The 16260-nt window shown below is 44.0% G+C and carries 10 protein-coding genes and 1 pseudogene; 2 read left to right on the forward strand and 9 right to left on the reverse strand.

All coding sequences use genetic code 11. The annotated features are described in order from the left end of the window. Nucleotides 1–72: 72 nt before the first annotated feature. From MHB54_RS07280 to MHB54_RS07300, 5 genes and pseudogenes are all read right to left on the reverse strand, one after another. Nucleotides 73–4260 carry a TIGR02680 family protein gene (locus MHB54_RS07280; RefSeq protein WP_076264429.1) on the reverse strand — a complete coding sequence of 1396 codons (4188 nt, stop codon included), beginning with the start codon at nucleotides 4258–4260 and terminating at the stop codon, nucleotides 73–75. A 2-nt stretch (nucleotides 4261–4262) separates the two neighbouring features. After that, a complete protein-coding gene (locus tag MHB54_RS07285; protein ID WP_028543169.1) occupies nucleotides 4263–5456 on the reverse strand; it encodes a TIGR02678 family protein in 1194 nt (397 codons plus the stop codon). Continuing rightward, a complete protein-coding gene (locus MHB54_RS07290; protein ID WP_076264430.1) occupies nucleotides 5428–6972 on the reverse strand; it encodes a TIGR02677 family protein in 1545 nt (514 codons plus the stop codon). Before MHB54_RS07290 ends, MHB54_RS07285 begins: the two co-directional genes overlap by 29 nt. Before the next feature lie 406 nt (nucleotides 6973–7378). Next, nucleotides 7379–7600 (reverse strand): annotated as a pseudogene (locus MHB54_RS07295) (nucleoside triphosphate pyrophosphohydrolase); the annotation flags it as partial. A 75-nt stretch (nucleotides 7601–7675) separates the two neighbouring features. After that, nucleotides 7676–8215, reverse strand: coding sequence for a hypothetical protein (locus MHB54_RS07300; RefSeq protein ID WP_264454083.1), 540 nt, complete (start codon nucleotides 8213–8215; stop codon nucleotides 7676–7678). A 452-nt stretch (nucleotides 8216–8667) separates the two neighbouring features. Between MHB54_RS07300 and MHB54_RS07305 the strand changes: the two genes are divergently transcribed. After that, a complete protein-coding gene (locus MHB54_RS07305; protein WP_023987345.1) occupies nucleotides 8668–9015 on the forward strand; it encodes a helix-turn-helix domain-containing protein in 348 nt (115 codons plus the stop codon). 41 nt (nucleotides 9016–9056) lie between these two features. Here MHB54_RS07305 and hcp read toward each other — a convergent pair whose 3' ends face one another. The 4 genes from hcp to MHB54_RS07325 all read right to left on the reverse strand — a co-directional run bounded on the left by hcp (nucleotide 9057) and on the right by MHB54_RS07325 (nucleotide 14786). Beyond that, the gene (gene hcp / locus MHB54_RS07310; RefSeq protein ID WP_028543172.1) at nucleotides 9057–10349 is read right to left on the reverse strand and encodes a hydroxylamine reductase; all 1293 of its coding nucleotides are present in this window, start codon (nucleotides 10347–10349) and stop codon (nucleotides 9057–9059) included. Nucleotides 10350–10491: 142 nt separating this feature from the next. Further along, nucleotides 10492–11793: a response regulator gene (locus tag MHB54_RS07315; RefSeq protein ID WP_071559085.1), complete on the reverse strand. Its 1302-nt coding sequence runs from the start codon at nucleotides 11791–11793 to the stop codon at nucleotides 10492–10494. Further along, complete coding sequence (locus MHB54_RS07320; RefSeq protein ID WP_103744460.1) at nucleotides 11753–13741, reverse strand: cache domain-containing sensor histidine kinase; 1989 nt, start codon at nucleotides 13739–13741, stop codon at nucleotides 11753–11755. The genes MHB54_RS07315 and MHB54_RS07320 overlap by 41 nt, the downstream gene beginning before the upstream one ends. Nucleotides 13742–13778: 37 nt before the next feature. Further along, entirely contained in the window at nucleotides 13779–14786 is a 1008-nt protein-coding gene (locus MHB54_RS07325; RefSeq protein ID WP_075153854.1) for a substrate-binding domain-containing protein, read from the reverse strand. 218 nt (nucleotides 14787–15004) lie between these two features. Here MHB54_RS07325 and MHB54_RS07330 point away from each other — a divergent pair, with 218 nt between their 5' ends. Further along, nucleotides 15005–16231 (forward strand): acyltransferase, encoded by a 1227-nt coding sequence (locus tag MHB54_RS07330; RefSeq protein WP_075153853.1) that lies wholly within the window; start codon nucleotides 15005–15007, stop codon nucleotides 16229–16231. Nucleotides 16232–16260 lie beyond the last annotated feature (29 nt).

Genomic DNA, 16260 nt, shown 5'->3' on the forward strand with positions numbered 1-16260 from the left:
TAATTTGTCCTATTTGCCACCTTCATGAAGAATTTCATTCACCTCCGCCGCACGTGGTGAACACCAAATAACTCAAAACAATGTAACCTGAGCAACCGAAGATTGAATGTCCTCGCTTGCTTCATAAGGCTCTTCTACACGTGTCTTCTTAATGCCATTCCATGAGTAAGAAATTGAATTAACAAGATTTGAATTCCCCATTCGATTCAGAACATAAATCGACAGATCAGGCACTATATCGAAACATCCCCATAAGGATTGAGAGTTTAATGTGTAATCAAAGTCGTACATCTCAATAACTTTGAATGCTTCTTTGATATTGTTATCATCTACGCCTGCAAACGCTTCGTCTAATGCAAATATACGAGGAGCTTCACAGTGAGCATTTTGCAAACGTGCATCAACAGCTGCTAGAAGTGGCGTATACATCGCCATTGCTCGCTCACCACCAGAGAATGTGTTGTAATTGCTTTTCTTCATTTCTTTGCGCTTTTCACCTGTTTTTTCGTAGTAAATAATGAACTCATACCATTCTCGATAATCCAAGACTGACTTAATATCTTCCATGAAGGTCGATGTACCGCTCAACTCAGCTTTGCGTTTCGCCTCATATACCTTGGAACGAAAATGCTGGGCTATCCTTTTCCTATCGGGATCCGCAAGCCACATAGGATCCTTCTCTAGAAATCGAACCAATTCTAGTGTATCGAGTTCTTGTTCACTGTCAGTCTTTTTCGGTGACCACTCGACATCAAACTTCAGTCCACTGGAGTTCTGCGTCTTTTCCATTATTGTATTGATACGTGCTACCCATTCTTTTGAATTTTGAATTTTGTTTTTTATGGTTTCTCCCACATGATTAATCAGGATGTCTTCGTAAATCTCACGGTCCTTTTCAGCCATTACCTCTGCAAGCGTTTTATCTTGCTCGGTCAGTTTGATTTTGGCAAACGAGGGCGAAACACGACGCGACTGATACTCTAGTGTAATTTTTTCACGTCTGGCTATCATTTTAAGCATTTCCACACGACTTTCATCTTCAATAACCATATGAGAAAAATCGACTTCAAATTCTAACGGTTCCATCGTTAAATTGTATTCTGGTAAACCCTTGTCCGCATCCGAGAAAACATTGCCTAACTCGCTTTTATTTTTTACTCTATCCTTTTTCGAGAGGAGCTGCCCGAACTTGGACATGATACTCTCAGCAAGCGATTCCGTATCTGATTCGATTTCAAGCCCAAATTTTCCACTGAATTCTTTTACATCTTGAAACAAAGCAATTTCCCATGCCAAAACAAGCTCTTGCATAAAAAGTTCTTTCTGAGCACCAGTCGAAAGACGGTCACGAAGATTTTTTAAATCGTTTTTCAGTTCACTAAGTTCCCTGTCCAGTGCCCTTTGGTCTATTGGAAATTGTTCCAGCTTATCGTTAATACTTTGGGCAAGCTTTCGAATATTATCCGCGCCAATATCTTGTAACTGCTTTTCATAGCTTTCTATTCGTGTATCTATGCTTTTGATTCGCCCATCAAGTGACAGAACGTCGGCCCTTGCCACATCCACAACATCTTTAAAAGTAATTATCTTGTCATCTTGATTCTTTAGAAGACTTTGTTTATCCCCTCGGGAACGATAAGAACTCTTCAGATTTGATAACGCTCGCTCAAAATTTCGTAAGCCATCACACGCATCATTTACGGCTTGCTCATTTTTCTCAATAGTGATATCTTCGAACTCTACATTTAGGTTCCTGATTTGTGTCTCCACGCTGGTGTTCAGTTCCTTGAATTTTTCATTTAACGACGAGATCTCAGGCTCCAACAATTCTGCAATGCGTTTTGCAACGACTTCAAATTTTTCTTTGGCATCCTTTAGAGCCGGAAATTTCGGGCATGACCGGTACTCAACTTCAATTTTTCTTTGTCGCGTTTTACTTTCATTAGAAAGTACTTCAAGCTTATCAATTTCAAGCTTAAGAGCAGCAACCTTTTCTTTTAACATTGCAATTATGCGAAGCCGCTCTTGTTCCCGCGCATGCTTTCCAATATATTTGGCTACACCATACTGCGAAGCAGTTCCGGCTATAAAAGAACCTTTAAATGATCCATCAGCCGTTACAAAATGGACGTCCTCATTAGAAACCGAAATCCCCTTCAGAACTGCTAGCACATCTTCATGACTCACATCGCCAGTAGCCGAAACCGAAACATCTAGATACTTTGTTAGATTGTTTGGTACCTGAGCCTGATGAGTACTAAGAACCGTTCCAGACAACGCTTCGTTATAACGGTTAGCGGTTACAATCAGCGAAGTTAGTATACCAGTTTCAGTAAGTACCGATTCCAAACGTGACTTCTGCTCCTCAGTAAGATTCTTTTTGAAATCAACCACAGCGTAAAAAGGTACATACGGTATCCCTTTTTCTTTGAACTCCCGTATCTGGTTCTCCTTGGCTATCGGAAGTTCAGGTTCAATTTCATCAGTTCCCTCAAGAACAACGACTTCTTCTTTAGTAAGATCTCTTTCTTCAACCTTTAATCGAATTTGTGCTTCTAGCCATGCTTGCTCTTTAATGCATTGGGACACTTGTTCTTCGCGCTCACCCGAGATTGGCAACATCAATTGCTCCTCAGTCACATTTTCCAGATATCCATTAAACATCCGTTTCACACTCGTACTACTATTAACGCTAAGCACAAGAGCTGTTAATTCATTCATCCAGTTTTCAAGCTCTATATAAGCGTTGTTTCGTTCCATATCATAGATATTCGCAAGAGAAGTGCGCCTTTCTCTTTCGTTTTCAAGAACGTCTTGTTTCACTTCAATTTGTTGTCTCATACCATCTAGATCGCGCTTCTTTTGGTCCAGCTCTTTAATTTGTTTGAGAAGTCCTCCAAGTCTTTGAAGCCTGATTCTTATTTCAGACTCCCAATTTGAAAAAAGATAATCCCCATTTTTTTCATTCCGTTTGAAATGGTCAGAGAATGCCAGATAGATGTCTTCAAATGCCGAATCTATCCCCAGTTCCTCCAGACTCTCCATCGCGACTTTAAGTTCTTTATCAATTGCCCACAATTCATTTTCAATATTACGCCTTTCGTTATTAGCATCCATTAATGATTTTTCATTTAACTCATAGCGATTCTTTTTGACTGATTTCTCATTCAATATTCGCGCTAGCTCTTGTCTGGCAGATTGAAGAGCATCATCCAAATCCACTATTTTATCATGCCCCAATTCCTGTCTTGCTTGCTTCAACCCTTCAATTTCACGTTCAATGTTTCGGAGTTTTTGCTCGGTCTCATCATAGTCGACACTCTTGGTTTCAATATCTCTTTGTACTCTCTGATGTTCCAAAGCAATGGTATCCCACGTATTTTTGCTTTCCAAATAATACTTAGCCTTCTCCGCAAATACGTATGAAACATAATCGTCATAACCTTTATCCAGTTTCGTTGCAAAACCAAGGTCGTTTTGCGTTTTTAGAATTTCCCGCTGTGTTTGGTCTTGTGCTTCCACGGTAGTGGTTAAAGCGGACAATTCATGATCGGATAATGGCGGTAATGATTCGTTCAAGGTTTCTTTTAAATCGTCCGGCCCTCCTCCTTTGGTTAATTTAGGGCTCTTAAGCCGTACGAGTACATCGGTAAAAAGCTTAAGTCCTGTTACATCCGGAAACTTGAACAGTTGCTTATTAATCAGTTCCGCGTAATCTTTACTATCAACGACCGTACCACTCTCGCCGATTGCTGTTGTTATTTGTTTTCTATCTAAGGGAATTTGCTCTGGTGAATCATCTAGTACTTCTACCTTATAGAGTGAGATCGGATTTGGTCCACGCCCAATACGCCGATGACGGTCATGAATCACAAACCCCCAGGCATCTTCCAACCTTCTGTTTTTCCGTTTGGAATGTAGTCCAAATCCCGTCGTGATATACTGCTCCGTGTTCGTCAACTTATATTCAATTACAACATAACCAATGCGCTCGATAATGTCCTTGTTTAACGACTCTTCTCCAAGCAAGATGTCATAAAACTTGCGGTCACTTGACTCAAATGGATCCAACCGCTTAGGGTCTTTGTTTCCATCTAGCATGAATGTAAAAAGCGTATTCATGGCAATCGACTTTCCCGCACCATTATGACCACGCAGTAACAGTCTTCCGTTCTTGAAGTAATATTCTTCATAATTAAAATACCAATAGTTAAATAGGATGAAGCGATGAGGCTTCCAACGCTGTGTATGATTAGTCATCATCATACTCCTTTATTATTTTCTTCTTTAGGTTTTTCAAAAAATCTTCCGATTACATCATATAGTTTTAAATCACCTTCTTGCGTTGTCTCCGCTAATTTCCATTCAAATAGCATATTTTTAATTGTATTCTTAATTTCAGTGATACTCATACTTTTTAGGCCCGTCGTCCATCCGTGACTATTCTCATCTATGAGCTGTCGACACATAATATCCAAATCAACATTTGTTAAAACGACTGTCCCATCTTTTTGTTCACCGAGACTGTCATCATCGTCGATGATTTTAAGTCTTAACAACGTTGCAAACTGAACAAGTAGGTTCGATTCAGCATTACTTGCTGGAAAGAACCGACGAAACGTGCTTACGTTTTCTTTTACTAAAAAAGCACTGCTTCCGTAGACATCCAGATTCATATCGTAGTATTTTTCGGCATGTTCATTTAAGTGGCGACTGTACTGTCTTAAGTAATCAAAATCTGACGCCGATACTTCATGCCGATACAAGGCTGGCTCTAAAAACAGTTTCCGGTACAGTAAATGCTTTCTTTCTAGACCTAATTCCCGTTCCTGAGTTTCTTGAATCAACATAATATCATTTAGCGTCAATTCTCCTTCAATATTAAAACCAATATTACGCATAAAATATTTCACAAGCCCGGTTGAACGCAACAGTGCATCATTGGTTTCTCTGTCTTGGAAGTCTTCTATGTTTTTATCAATCACTTCTATCAGACACCGTCGAACAGCTTCTTTCAATACACGAACAAGTGATAGTCGGTTTCTATAGCCTTCGTTACCCTTCCATGTTAATGGTAGGGGGTTTTCATTGACCGATCTCTTGGAACTTCTTGGGTAGTACGAAACGACCGCTTGGCAAACATCTGACAGCGTAAATTGCTTTGATGCCTTTCCATCCAAAAACGCAAGTACACAGTAAAAAATGATGTAATCTTTCACCTCTTTGAAATCTGATATGCCTGTTGACGGTTGAGGCGTTACTTGAAACTTCTCAACTTTTGCAAAATTTGTCCCAACTACCAACTTAAAACGGAAGTAGTCCTTAAAGTAATCTCGCAGAAACCCTTCGTTTTGTTTAATTTCATAAAAAAGCTCTGGATTCTCCTTGCGCACAACCCAAAAATTATCGAGTAGTTGATGAATGCAATTAAGAGACTCCTGAGACAACTTTTTCACGCGTTTTCACCTCGGTAAATGTCATTTGGAAATCGGGCAAGAAGAGGATTCCATCTAAACAATGCAATTCAATAATATCGTTACTAACCTTATGAAGTTTAAATTTCACGCCCAGTTCTGTGGTACCCTCATAAATGCCGTAGCCAACTGGATTCAACAGCGCCGCACTTATCCAATCCAATAATGCCTTTCGAACAAACGGCTCAACTCTGGTTTCCAAATCCTTCAAGATTATGCAAGGCTGCTCCACGATCGCTTTTAATACAGTTTCTTCGTATGTCAGCCGCTCCGCGAGCAACCGTTGCTGCTCGAGTGCCTCCTGGCTCACTTTCGATACCTTCAAATTCTGTTTTATGGTTCTCTCGGATGGTGGTCGAATACGATACGTCACATCTAGCTCATCCGGGTCAAAATCCCATACCGTACCATCATTCTTTTCCGACGGTTTCCGTGCGACTTTGAAATGCTGGATACCTTCGAATCCAAATAGGTAAGAAAAAACTTGATGGGCTTCTTCCAAGTTGCCGGACTCATGTATCATGTCTGCAAGTCGTAAAAATTCTGTTACTCGACTTTTTTTCACAAATTGTCGCTCTGCATAAAAATGCGCAAGCTTAGACATTTTACTGATGGCATCCCGAGTACGAACTTCAAGTTGAAACGCTTTGCTCGATTTAGTATCACTTGCCAAAAACCAGTTACGGATACCTGTCCATACATCAAAAAAGGTATCGGAATACTCTTTATCCGACACAACCGTAGTGGTCGGCATATTTTTTTTATGACGGACGAGTTGCATTACGATGTTCTGAATTTTCTTCTCTGAAATGTGTGTAATAATATTAATTATCGCAGGCGAATTGCGGTTAAGTTCAACCATGAAATCCGTTAAATAAGAACAGAACTGATTTTTAAATACGATGAAGGCATCGGTTTCCATTTTGCTATCCAATTTATCACCGCTGATATGATTCAAATAATCCGAAGCATCATTATCAAGCTTTGTAAAACGTTCGAACAGCTCCTCCCACGCTTCATATAGTTGAACAAGCGAAGACGAATCCAACTCGGTTTGCATGGAAAATCCGTTTAATTTTACAAGCGCATTATATAGGTGCTCAGTGAGTTTTTTATCCAAAGAACCACCACGTATACGATGAAGTTTTTTCTCCATAAAAATAAGCATTTTTTCAAATTCAATCGTATATTCCGTTAGTGAATATGTTTTTCGATTCCTAATAAGTTCTTCCAATGTAACAGCATCTGTATTATCTTGGTTCAACACTAAGTTATTGTTTTCAACTAAGACCGATAAATCAGCATCTTGCTCTTCGAGTGTATAATCCCCAAATTCCGGAAATTGTTTAAGATGCGTGAAAATTTCTATTGGTAAAACTTCATTATTAAATATACGATGTTGCTCATACATGTATCTTAATATTGGACGATATCGGTGCGTTTTTTGTGTTGACAAATAACTTGCTTCTTTTATTGCACGCGTCAATGACAAATCCAAATGAAACACTCCTTTTCGAAGTCCTGTTTTACATAATTTGATAAACGTAGTCTCGTTTCTTAATATTTGGAAATACCGATATTATAAATATATAACATCGGGGTCGGATTCTAAATGAAAAATATTCAAAATGCGGTGATAATTCATGGTCTTGCCAGTTAACGCCGGCAAAGATGCTAAGAAAAATACAACATTCATTTCCGGACAAAACGGGAAGCGGAAAGCGAATATACAAAATTTCGGCTGGAGGTTGAAGTAGATGAATATATCACGCCGGAAAAAAATGAATTTCGGAGCATTTATTGAGGAATGGTAATCGATAAGCCACTATATAAGTTGAACTTAATATTAGAAAACTATGGTAAGAATTTCGTTACTACATGTCGAAGTATGTAATAAGCGGCTTTACTTCTGCCAGCGCTCGGATAACTTCCAGCATATCCGCCAGTTCTTCCAGCGCATCCTGATCTTTGTCCGCTTCAAAGTATTCCTCGGCTTCTTCACGAAGCTTTGTTCGCAGTTCCTGCATGTATTCCTCTGGGTCCAAAATGCGTGTCCAACATTCCTTGCCCTGAGACATAATAAGGTGAGGAATCCGATCCCTCACCAGTTTGTTGTATGTAGGCATATGGAATACACCCTTTCTGTTATAGAACTTTAGGTCGTAATCCAGCGTCTTCCTTTTCGTCATTATTTCGTTGGCTCAAAAAGTATTGGGTATTATTGATAAAAGATCTAACGACTCATTAAATGGATTTTCTTTATAAATCGATGGATACCGCTTAGACGGATCAGCTACGATCCGCTGTGACAGAGACTCTAGAATAGAGTCCGTTTTATAAAGCAACTTGTCTACTTCCCCCAGCTTCATCGGCTCTTTAGATACATCATCTTCTCCCGAAACCAGATAATGTACCGTACCGATAAACAGCACCATATCCAAATTGGGCTCAGCATCTGTGTGAATTAAAGGGAACAGGTCAGTCACGGATAAACGAATATACAATGGAATGATTTTGTTTCGATGAACATAAATGGCCTTAGCCATAGAAAACATCGCTCGATCACAAAGAATGAGGCAGTTGTGAAACTGATGATGGTCGCGCATCATCTGTGCAAGCTTGATCTGGTATTCTGCAAGCTTTTGAAAATCCATCATGCAATTGAATATGTAGGTGTCGCTGTACTTAGGCAATTTGAAATCGGAATCACTATGTAGGGGACTTAAGGAGTAATGTTTCAAGGGGAATCAACTCCTGAATTAAAATTTCATAAACGAGGATTTTGCAAAAATCCCATAAGCGACTTCCAATGAACAAAATATAGATGGAAATAGTTTAGTTCGTCTATATCTTGCACTTCGGAGCGACTGGTATCGAATTTTGCAAAATCCTGAAACAATGTGAGCAACGTAGCACAATTATGTAACCATCAAGATGTATAATTTTCTAGCTACCGGACAAGCTTCATAATAAATATTACTATATAGTAGTTTTTAATTCAATTTACTTACTAACACATATTAATTAGATGTAACTCTTTCTCTACACTTCTAACTAGAGGATTTTGCAAAATCCAATAAGCGACTTCCAATTAATAATATATAGATTGAGATGATCTAGTCCGTCTATATATTGCACTTTGGAGCGATTGGAATCGAATTTTGTGAAATTCTTACTATAGAGAGGTGTAATCATGTCAGAACTTCTAGAATTAGTCGGTACACGTATTCGAGATATTCGAAAGTCTAAAGGGCTTTCCCAAGAAGCTTTAGCCGAAAAAGCAGGATTCAATTCGAGTTATATTGGTTTCATTGAACGTGCGGAGAGAAATATATCTTTGAAAAATCTGGAGAAAATAGCGAAGGCATTGAACGTGGGCGTCTATCAGTTGCTTACATATGTAAAGGACAATGATGAGCTTACCGAAGAAGATTCGAGTATAAAAACCATTTTGACTCTCCTAAGAACTCGTGAATCCAAAGATACTGAGCTGGCATTAAAGATTCTTACGGACATCTTTATAAGAATCGATGAACGATGAAACAAAAAAGGAACTGCGCTTTGCAGTTCCCCACCAACCCCTTACGACAACGCCAACATCGCTTTCATATCTTCCTCTGCGGTAGTAATTAGCTTCAAGCCAAACATCTCCACCAGTACATCCAGTACGCCAGAAGAAATGAACTCAGGCGGCTTCGGCCCAATGCGAATATCTTGGATGCCAAGGCTGAACAAGCCCAGCAGGATGGCAACCGCTTTTTGCTCAAACCAGGACAGAACAATGCTGACAGGCAGCTCGTTCACCGTACAACCGAAAGCATCCGCTAATGCCAGAGCGATTTTCACAGTAGAACCCGAATTGTTGCATTGCCCCAAATCAATATAACGCGGAATGCCGGTATCTCCAACGGTGCCATAATCCACGTCATTAAAACGGAATTTACCACAGGACGTGGTCAGAATGACCGTATCGTTCGGCAAGGATGTAGCTAGCTCGCGGTAATAGTTACCGCCTTTGCCTGGTGCGTCGCAGCCTGCAATGACGAAGAAACGGCGGATATGCCCGTCTTTAACTGCCTGAATAATCTCAGGAGCCAGCCCAATAACCGTCTCATGATGATATCCCGTTGTAAGCACCTGCTCCGAATCTACATCTGCGGCTGGCAGGGCTAACGCACGCTCGATCAATGGTGAAAAGTCGTCGTCCATGATCTTGGCTACTCCCTCCAGCCCGGCTACTTCATAAGAGAAGAAGCGGTCTGCATACGTGCCTTTAATCGGCATAACACAATTCGTCGTGGCGAGAATCGCACCTGGGAACTCCTCGAACAGTCGGCGCTGATCGTACCAGGCTTTACCGATATTCCCTTTGAGATGTGCATATTTCTTCAATGCTGGATAACCGTGAGCAGGCAGCATTTCCGAGTGGGTATAGATGTTTATTCCTTTACCCTCCGTCTGCCGCAGCAATTCCTCCAGCGCATATAAATTATGTCCGGTCACGACGATGCATTGGCCTTCGATTTTATTTTGGCTGACAGTAATCGGCTGCGGAATGCCAAAACGATCCGTATGCGCACGATCCAGCACATCCATGATCCGTACAGCCGCATTTCCGACCTTCATCGCCATTTCCAAATGCTCTTGTACATTAAAGTTAGAATTGGTTAAGGTCATATATAACGCTTCATGCGTGATGCGATCTACCTCAGGATCGGTATAGCCCAACTGGCGAGCATGTGTCGCATAGGCAGCAATCCCTTTTAATGCAAAAATCATCGTATCCTGCAAGCTTGCTATCGTCTCATCCTTCCCGCACACCCCAACTACTTTACACCCGCCACTCGGCGTCTGTTCACACTGATAACAAAACATATCGTTTTCCTCCAAATATTGATAGATATTTGTTCGTTATCCCCAGCGTAACAAACCCCTGAATGCGTAGGTGTGATTACACACACATTTTTTCTTACAGTTTATTATGAGACAGTGTGGGACTCATCCCCCGTGCCAATTCCTACTCCACCGTGCTTTCTTGAATTCCACCGCCTTTACGGTACTGCACAGGGGACACGCCCATAGTCTTTTTAAAAGCGGTGCTAAAATAGTGCTGACTGTCGTAACCCGTACGTTCTGCTATATCATAGATAGACAACGTCGTGGAATCCAGCAGTTGCACCGCTTTACGGATACGAGCACGCGTGACGAGGGTCACGAAGCTGTCGTTGAGCTCCTTTTTGAGCACACGGCTGAGATATACGGCGGATACCTGTAGACGCGAAGCAAGGGCTTCCAACGTCAGCTCCCGATCGGCGTAACCTTCCTGAATAAGCTGCCGAGCCCGACGTACGATGGGGGACAGCTGCGATTCGCCATACACTCGATCCCGACTCACCCGGTACGCGTCAATTGCGCCTTCCAGTCCACCCGCGTTGGACTCCACATGCGTATGAACCGCTATATTCAGGTAGCGTCCAATCGCCTGCTCCATGGAAGCGCCTATCGTCTCGGGTGCCTCCTGCCATAGGCATATGCCGATCAGTCCGTTCGCATCGCGGAACAACACATGCGGGCAGTCCTCCAGCAGTTCGCCAATAATATTTTCAGCGGCAAAAAGAAATAACTGGCGGTCATTCTCGCGCATAATCGTCTGCCGTGCCTCTGCCGCAGGCCACCGTACGACACCGATCTGAGCAGGCGGCCGCGATGGAAGCCGTAAAAACGCCAACTGCTCCATGACGTCTTTTCCCGTGTGTTGCCCTTCCAGCCATTCCAGGCAAAACCGCTGGCGCAGCAGCGGAATATTCCGTTCAATCTGTCCGGCGGCTTGTTCTACATAGGCAGCACGCTTGTACTCTTCGTCCATTCGCTGACGAAGCCGCAACAACGCAGCATGAAGCTGATCCGCATCTACCGGCTTCAAAATATAATCCTCTACGCCAAGTCGGACAGCCTCCTGCGCATAAGCAAACTCATCATGCCCAGAAATGATCAGACAGCGGCACTCCGGACGTTCTTCCCGCAGCCGCCGAATCAGTTCAATGCCGTCCATGAACGGCATATTCATATCGACCAGCACGATGTCGATATGAAGCTGACCCACCAGCTCCAGCGCTTCTTCTCCGTCCTCCGCCTCTGCTGCCACCTCCATGCCCAGAGCCGCCCAGTCTATGCAATCTCGTATCCCCTCTCGGATGATCGGCTCATCATCTGCGATCAATACTTGATAACGTTTTGCCGTCCCTATGGTCACTTCCGTTATGGCCTGGTCAATCAGACTATCCGTTGTCGAGTTGTCTGTGGCCTGTGATTTCGTCATCCTGACCCTCTCCTTTTTCATAAGGCTTCTTCAGTTGCGCCATATCCAGCAGCAATGGTTGAGTGATCGTAACGCAGGTACCTGTCCCTTCTTTGCTCTCCAGTACAATTCCATATTCCTCGCCAAAAGACAACCGGATACGCGCTTGTACATTCAGCATGCCATAGCTTCTGCCATGGGTACTAACTCCCTTTTGCTTCTGCTTTCCTTCCATCGCCTCCAGGGGTATTTCCAGCCATTCACGCAGTTCACGCAGCCGGTCCGCCGTCATCCCTGCGCCATCGTCACGTACCGTCAGCAGCAGCTTGTCGCCCTCGGCTTTAGCTTCTATCCAAATCGTGCCTGGGCCTCGTCTGGCCTTGATGCCGTGATAAATCGCATTTTCCACTACAGGCTGAAGCATTAACTTCAACACGAACAGATCCTTTAGCTCGTCGGGTACATTCAATTCCCAGCGAAGTCGGTCACGATAGCGGGTTTGCTGGATTTGCATATAGCTCGATATGTGCTCAATCTCGGAGCGCAGCGGAATAAAGTCATCCCCCTTGCTCAGCCCGAGACGGAACAATCTCGATAGCGCCCCCACCATGTCGGACACGTCGTCTGCTCCATTTTTTCGAGCCATCCAGTGAATGGTATCTAGCGTATTGTATAAAAAATGCGGCTTAATATGCTCCTGAAGGCTGCGCAGCTCGGCATCCCGTTTTTGCCGTTCCTTCAGTTCGCTAAGTGACATGAGACGGCGAATTTGCTCCAGCATCCGGTTAAAACTCCGCCCCAGCATCCCAACTTCATCCCCACGGTCACTCCATTGGCGAACTGTAAGATCTCCTGTCTCTGCTGCCCGCATATAGGACATCAGCCGGAAAATCGGCTGCGCAATGGAACTCGACAATCGCAAGGATGCCGTTAAGCCAAATAGACATACAATAAAAACAAAACAGACGACATAGAACTTAATTTGCCGAACTTCCAGTGTAGATTCGCGTGCCGGGAATACCCCCACTGTTCTCCAGCCCGTGAATTCGGAAGCCCTGAACATGAACAGCAATTCTCTGCCCCCAGCTTCACGGGTAAACATCCCGCTGTCACCTGCCCCGAACCATTGCGACGGAATGTGCTCAATCAAAGGCATATCCGGCCTGTACACGCTGCGCCCCTCAGCGTCTGTCACCATTAAATACCCGCTTTTGCCCAAGGTTACATCTCTGGCAGCCTGCGACACAGCCCGTAGCTTGAGGTCAATCATAATCACGCCTAACACGTGTCCGGTTTCCGGATCCGTAACCGAACGAACGACGGAGACAATTTCGCTGTCCTTGTACCGGACATGAGTAGTCACATTACGGTGGCTCGGCTGTCCTAGCACAGTGAATATGCCTGCATGCTGCGCCGCCTGTTGGTACCAGCCTTCTTCCGTCAGGCTACGCGTGCTTCGAGCATACATTTCATTGCTGATATAGTCGCCTTTTTCGTTTACGATCAGAATCCCTGCAATCTCAGGATATAACGTAGTATATCCCTGCAAAAATTGCTTCATTTCATATAGCGTATCCTGCTCCTGTACAGAACTTAATGCCTGCTTGGAGCTGAGAGCCTGATTTTGCACCGAGTTCTGTGTCCGCTCCCCCTGGTTTTCCGGCGTTACTATACTCGCATGACCCGCGTGGCCGTCTGCCAGCGTCCGCCCTTTCCAGAACTCCCCGATATCGGGGTTAAAAGCAATCAGATACGTCATGTTTTGCAAATTTTCCATTTTGGTGTCCAGTGCTTCGTTCACCTTGCCAATCAATTGCATCGTATGGTCTTCCACCTGCCGCTCAATAATCCGTTCCACCGTCCAATTGACCAGCAGACCTAATCCCAGCGAAGGCACAATGCCAAACAACAGGAACAGCAGCATGAGCTGAAAGCGTAAAGGCATATTGCGCAAGCGTAAGCGAGGCATCGTTTGGTGCACCCTTAAGTGGATACGCTTCCAAAATTTATTTCGCATAATAATCATCTACATTCGCCCGGGTGACCACGGAAATCCCAGTATCTACCCGCACGGGCAGCGGAGTGTTGTCGCCAGAGGAAGAAGGTGCAGGAATCGTTAAATGATGATGCAGATGGAACAGATATTGAAGCGACCAATAGCCCATATTCCATGTTCCCTGGGCAATCGTTGCCGAGATCGTCCCACCACGAATCATATCCAGTGTCGCTTTATTTGTATCAAAAGAAATGATTTTCAGCGGATGGCTGTTTTTTTGACTCAGTACCGCTTCACCCACACCTGTTCCTCCCGTTGCATCGGTCACAAAAATGCCCGCCAGTTTCGGATAAGCTTTCATCAGCCTTTGCGACTCATCCCGGGAGACCATCGCGTCTGCACGGCCATCTGCGACTTCCACCACCTTCATCGCAGGATACTGCCGTTGAATGGTATCGCGAAAGCCACGCGAGCGTTCTTCATGATTTTGCTGTCCAGGTAGTGTCAGAACAGCGACTTGGCCTTCTCGTCCCAACAGCTCTGCCATTTTATCTGCAGCAGTCACGCCCGCCTTATAATTATCCGTGCCCAAAAAGGAATACGCACGACTCCCCGGCGCTCCGGCATCAAACAGTACTACAGGAATGCCCGCATCCAGCGCCTTATTAATCACCGGAATCAGGGAGTGAGGATCAATCGCTGATATGGCAATCCCTGCGGGCTTACGAGCAATCGCCTGCTCAATAACGGTCGTCTGCTCCTGCGCATCATAACGGGTAGCTCCCCGATACTCCACAGTCACCCCCAGCGCATCCCCGGCATCCTCGAAGCCCTTGAGCCCGCTTTTCCAATACTCCAAACCAGACTGGAAGGTAATCATCATATAGGTTTCTCCGATGCTGCCTCGTAGCCCCTTATCCTCCCAAGTACCATTCAACGGGCCAGATTGTTCATACCTGAACACATAGAGAGCAAAGGCCGCAATCAACAGCATATATACCAGCAGCGTTTTTTTCATCCTTCCTCTCCTCTTCCTGTGTGTATCCTTAAGTTATAAATTCACTTTAATTTATTCTGGTTTTACTTAGATTGTAAACGCAATCATATCAAATTGGAACTACTTCACTCTTCTTACTTTCAGGTGGCGTTAATCCTGCACTAATGTTTCTACGTTACAATACCTACAATTGTGCTAGGGAAAACATGTGCGTATCTTGAGGAAAAGGAGTGATATGGATGAGCAAGCCGCGTATCGCGGAGTGGACAGAACTACGGGGCCTTGCCTACCTCGCTGTCGTGCTTCAGCATTGCATTGGCGAATATATTTATCGCAGCGACATCCAACAGCCAGATTCTGTTATGCTCGCGATGCTGTATCATTTGACACGTTTTGGCACACCGACGTTCGTTTTCCTGTCTGCGGCGCTACTTTTTTATAACGGCAACAAACCGATTGGCTATCCTCGCTATATTGGCAGGCGGTTTCGAGATATTTATGTTCCTTTCCTTTGCTGGACTGTTATTTATTGGGTATGCACTCAAAACTGGTCAACGGCGCAGTGGGGAAATATTTATTTTTACAAAGGTATGTTCGAGGAAATGATCATCCCCGTCAGCGGATATCATCTATGGTTTGTAGTGATGATCTTTCAGTTTTATATTTTGTTTCCTCTATTTTCAAAAGCAGCCGGCCAGGTTCAAGCGTTTCTACGTCGTTACAGCGCGAAAAGACGCAAACAGCTTGTTTTGGCTATTATGCTGATTGCCGCTGTGGTTTATGCTTTGCTGTTACAATGGTCTTACTATGACATGTCTGCATGGAGCACTGGGTTACCATCATTTTGGCAGACTCTGCTGGATTATCGCACCTACAACTTTGTCATGTACTTTTTCTATTTTATGCTGGGCGCAGTATGTGCTTACATGACAGACACCTGGCGTGGACTGGCCAAGCAGACGTTGCCGTGGAATGTATTTGTCTTTATTGGTTTGTTCATGCTCATGGGTCACACGATGCTGATCCAGTCGGGCGATACGATCAATCTTAATATTTCCACCTATTTGAAGCCAAGCACCTTTGTTCTAATCGTGTCGCAGTTGCTTTTATTGTACGGACTGCTGCTCCATTTGCAAAAAGATACGCGATCCGAGCCGTTTCGCCGTATGCTGAACTGGATCGGACGTTATTCTTTTGGAGGATATCTGGCCCATGCGCTCGTACTGGCCTTCATATCCTACTACACCCGCCCGCTTGCACTGGGCGATCATCATTTTACAGCTACGCTCATTACGTTTATCGTCGTGGCAAGTGTTTCTCTGGGCATCAGCTGGCTCTTTGCCCATCTGCCTGGCGGCAACTGGATTGTTGGCTCTAAAGGCAGACAGCGGTTGAACTGGCACTCGTTTCGTTTCCAGTTCCTTTCCTCCAAACGTGCTTCCAAAAGCACGCAGGAGCTTGGCTAATAGAAAAAAGATGCTACAGCACTAAAAAA

The organism is Paenibacillus sp. FSL M7-0802, assembly GCF_038004945.1.
Classification (GTDB): Bacteria; Bacillota; Bacilli; order Paenibacillales; family Paenibacillaceae; genus Paenibacillus; species Paenibacillus polymyxa_B.

Excerpts from the sequence above, each read along its gene's own strand:
- MHB54_RS07325 (WP_075153854.1), bottom strand. The coding sequence starts at position 14,786 with ATGAAAAAAACGCTGCTGGTATATATGCTGTTGATTGCGGCCTTTGCT.
- hcp (WP_028543172.1), bottom strand. The coding sequence starts at position 10,349 with ATGTTTTGTTATCAGTGTGAACAGACGCCGAGTGGCGGGTGTAAAGTA.
- MHB54_RS07315 (WP_071559085.1), bottom strand. The coding sequence starts at position 11,793 with ATGACGAAATCACAGGCCACAGACAACTCGACAACGGATAGTCTGATT.
- MHB54_RS07280 (WP_076264429.1), bottom strand. The coding sequence starts at position 4,260 with ATGACTAATCATACACAGCGTTGGAAGCCTCATCGCTTCATCCTATTT.
- MHB54_RS07320 (WP_103744460.1), bottom strand. The coding sequence starts at position 13,741 with ATGCCTCGCTTACGCTTGCGCAATATGCCTTTACGCTTTCAGCTCATG.
- MHB54_RS07330 (WP_075153853.1), top strand. The coding sequence starts at position 15,005 with ATGAGCAAGCCGCGTATCGCGGAGTGGACAGAACTACGGGGCCTTGCC.
- MHB54_RS07305 (WP_023987345.1), top strand. The coding sequence starts at position 8,668 with ATGTCAGAACTTCTAGAATTAGTCGGTACACGTATTCGAGATATTCGA.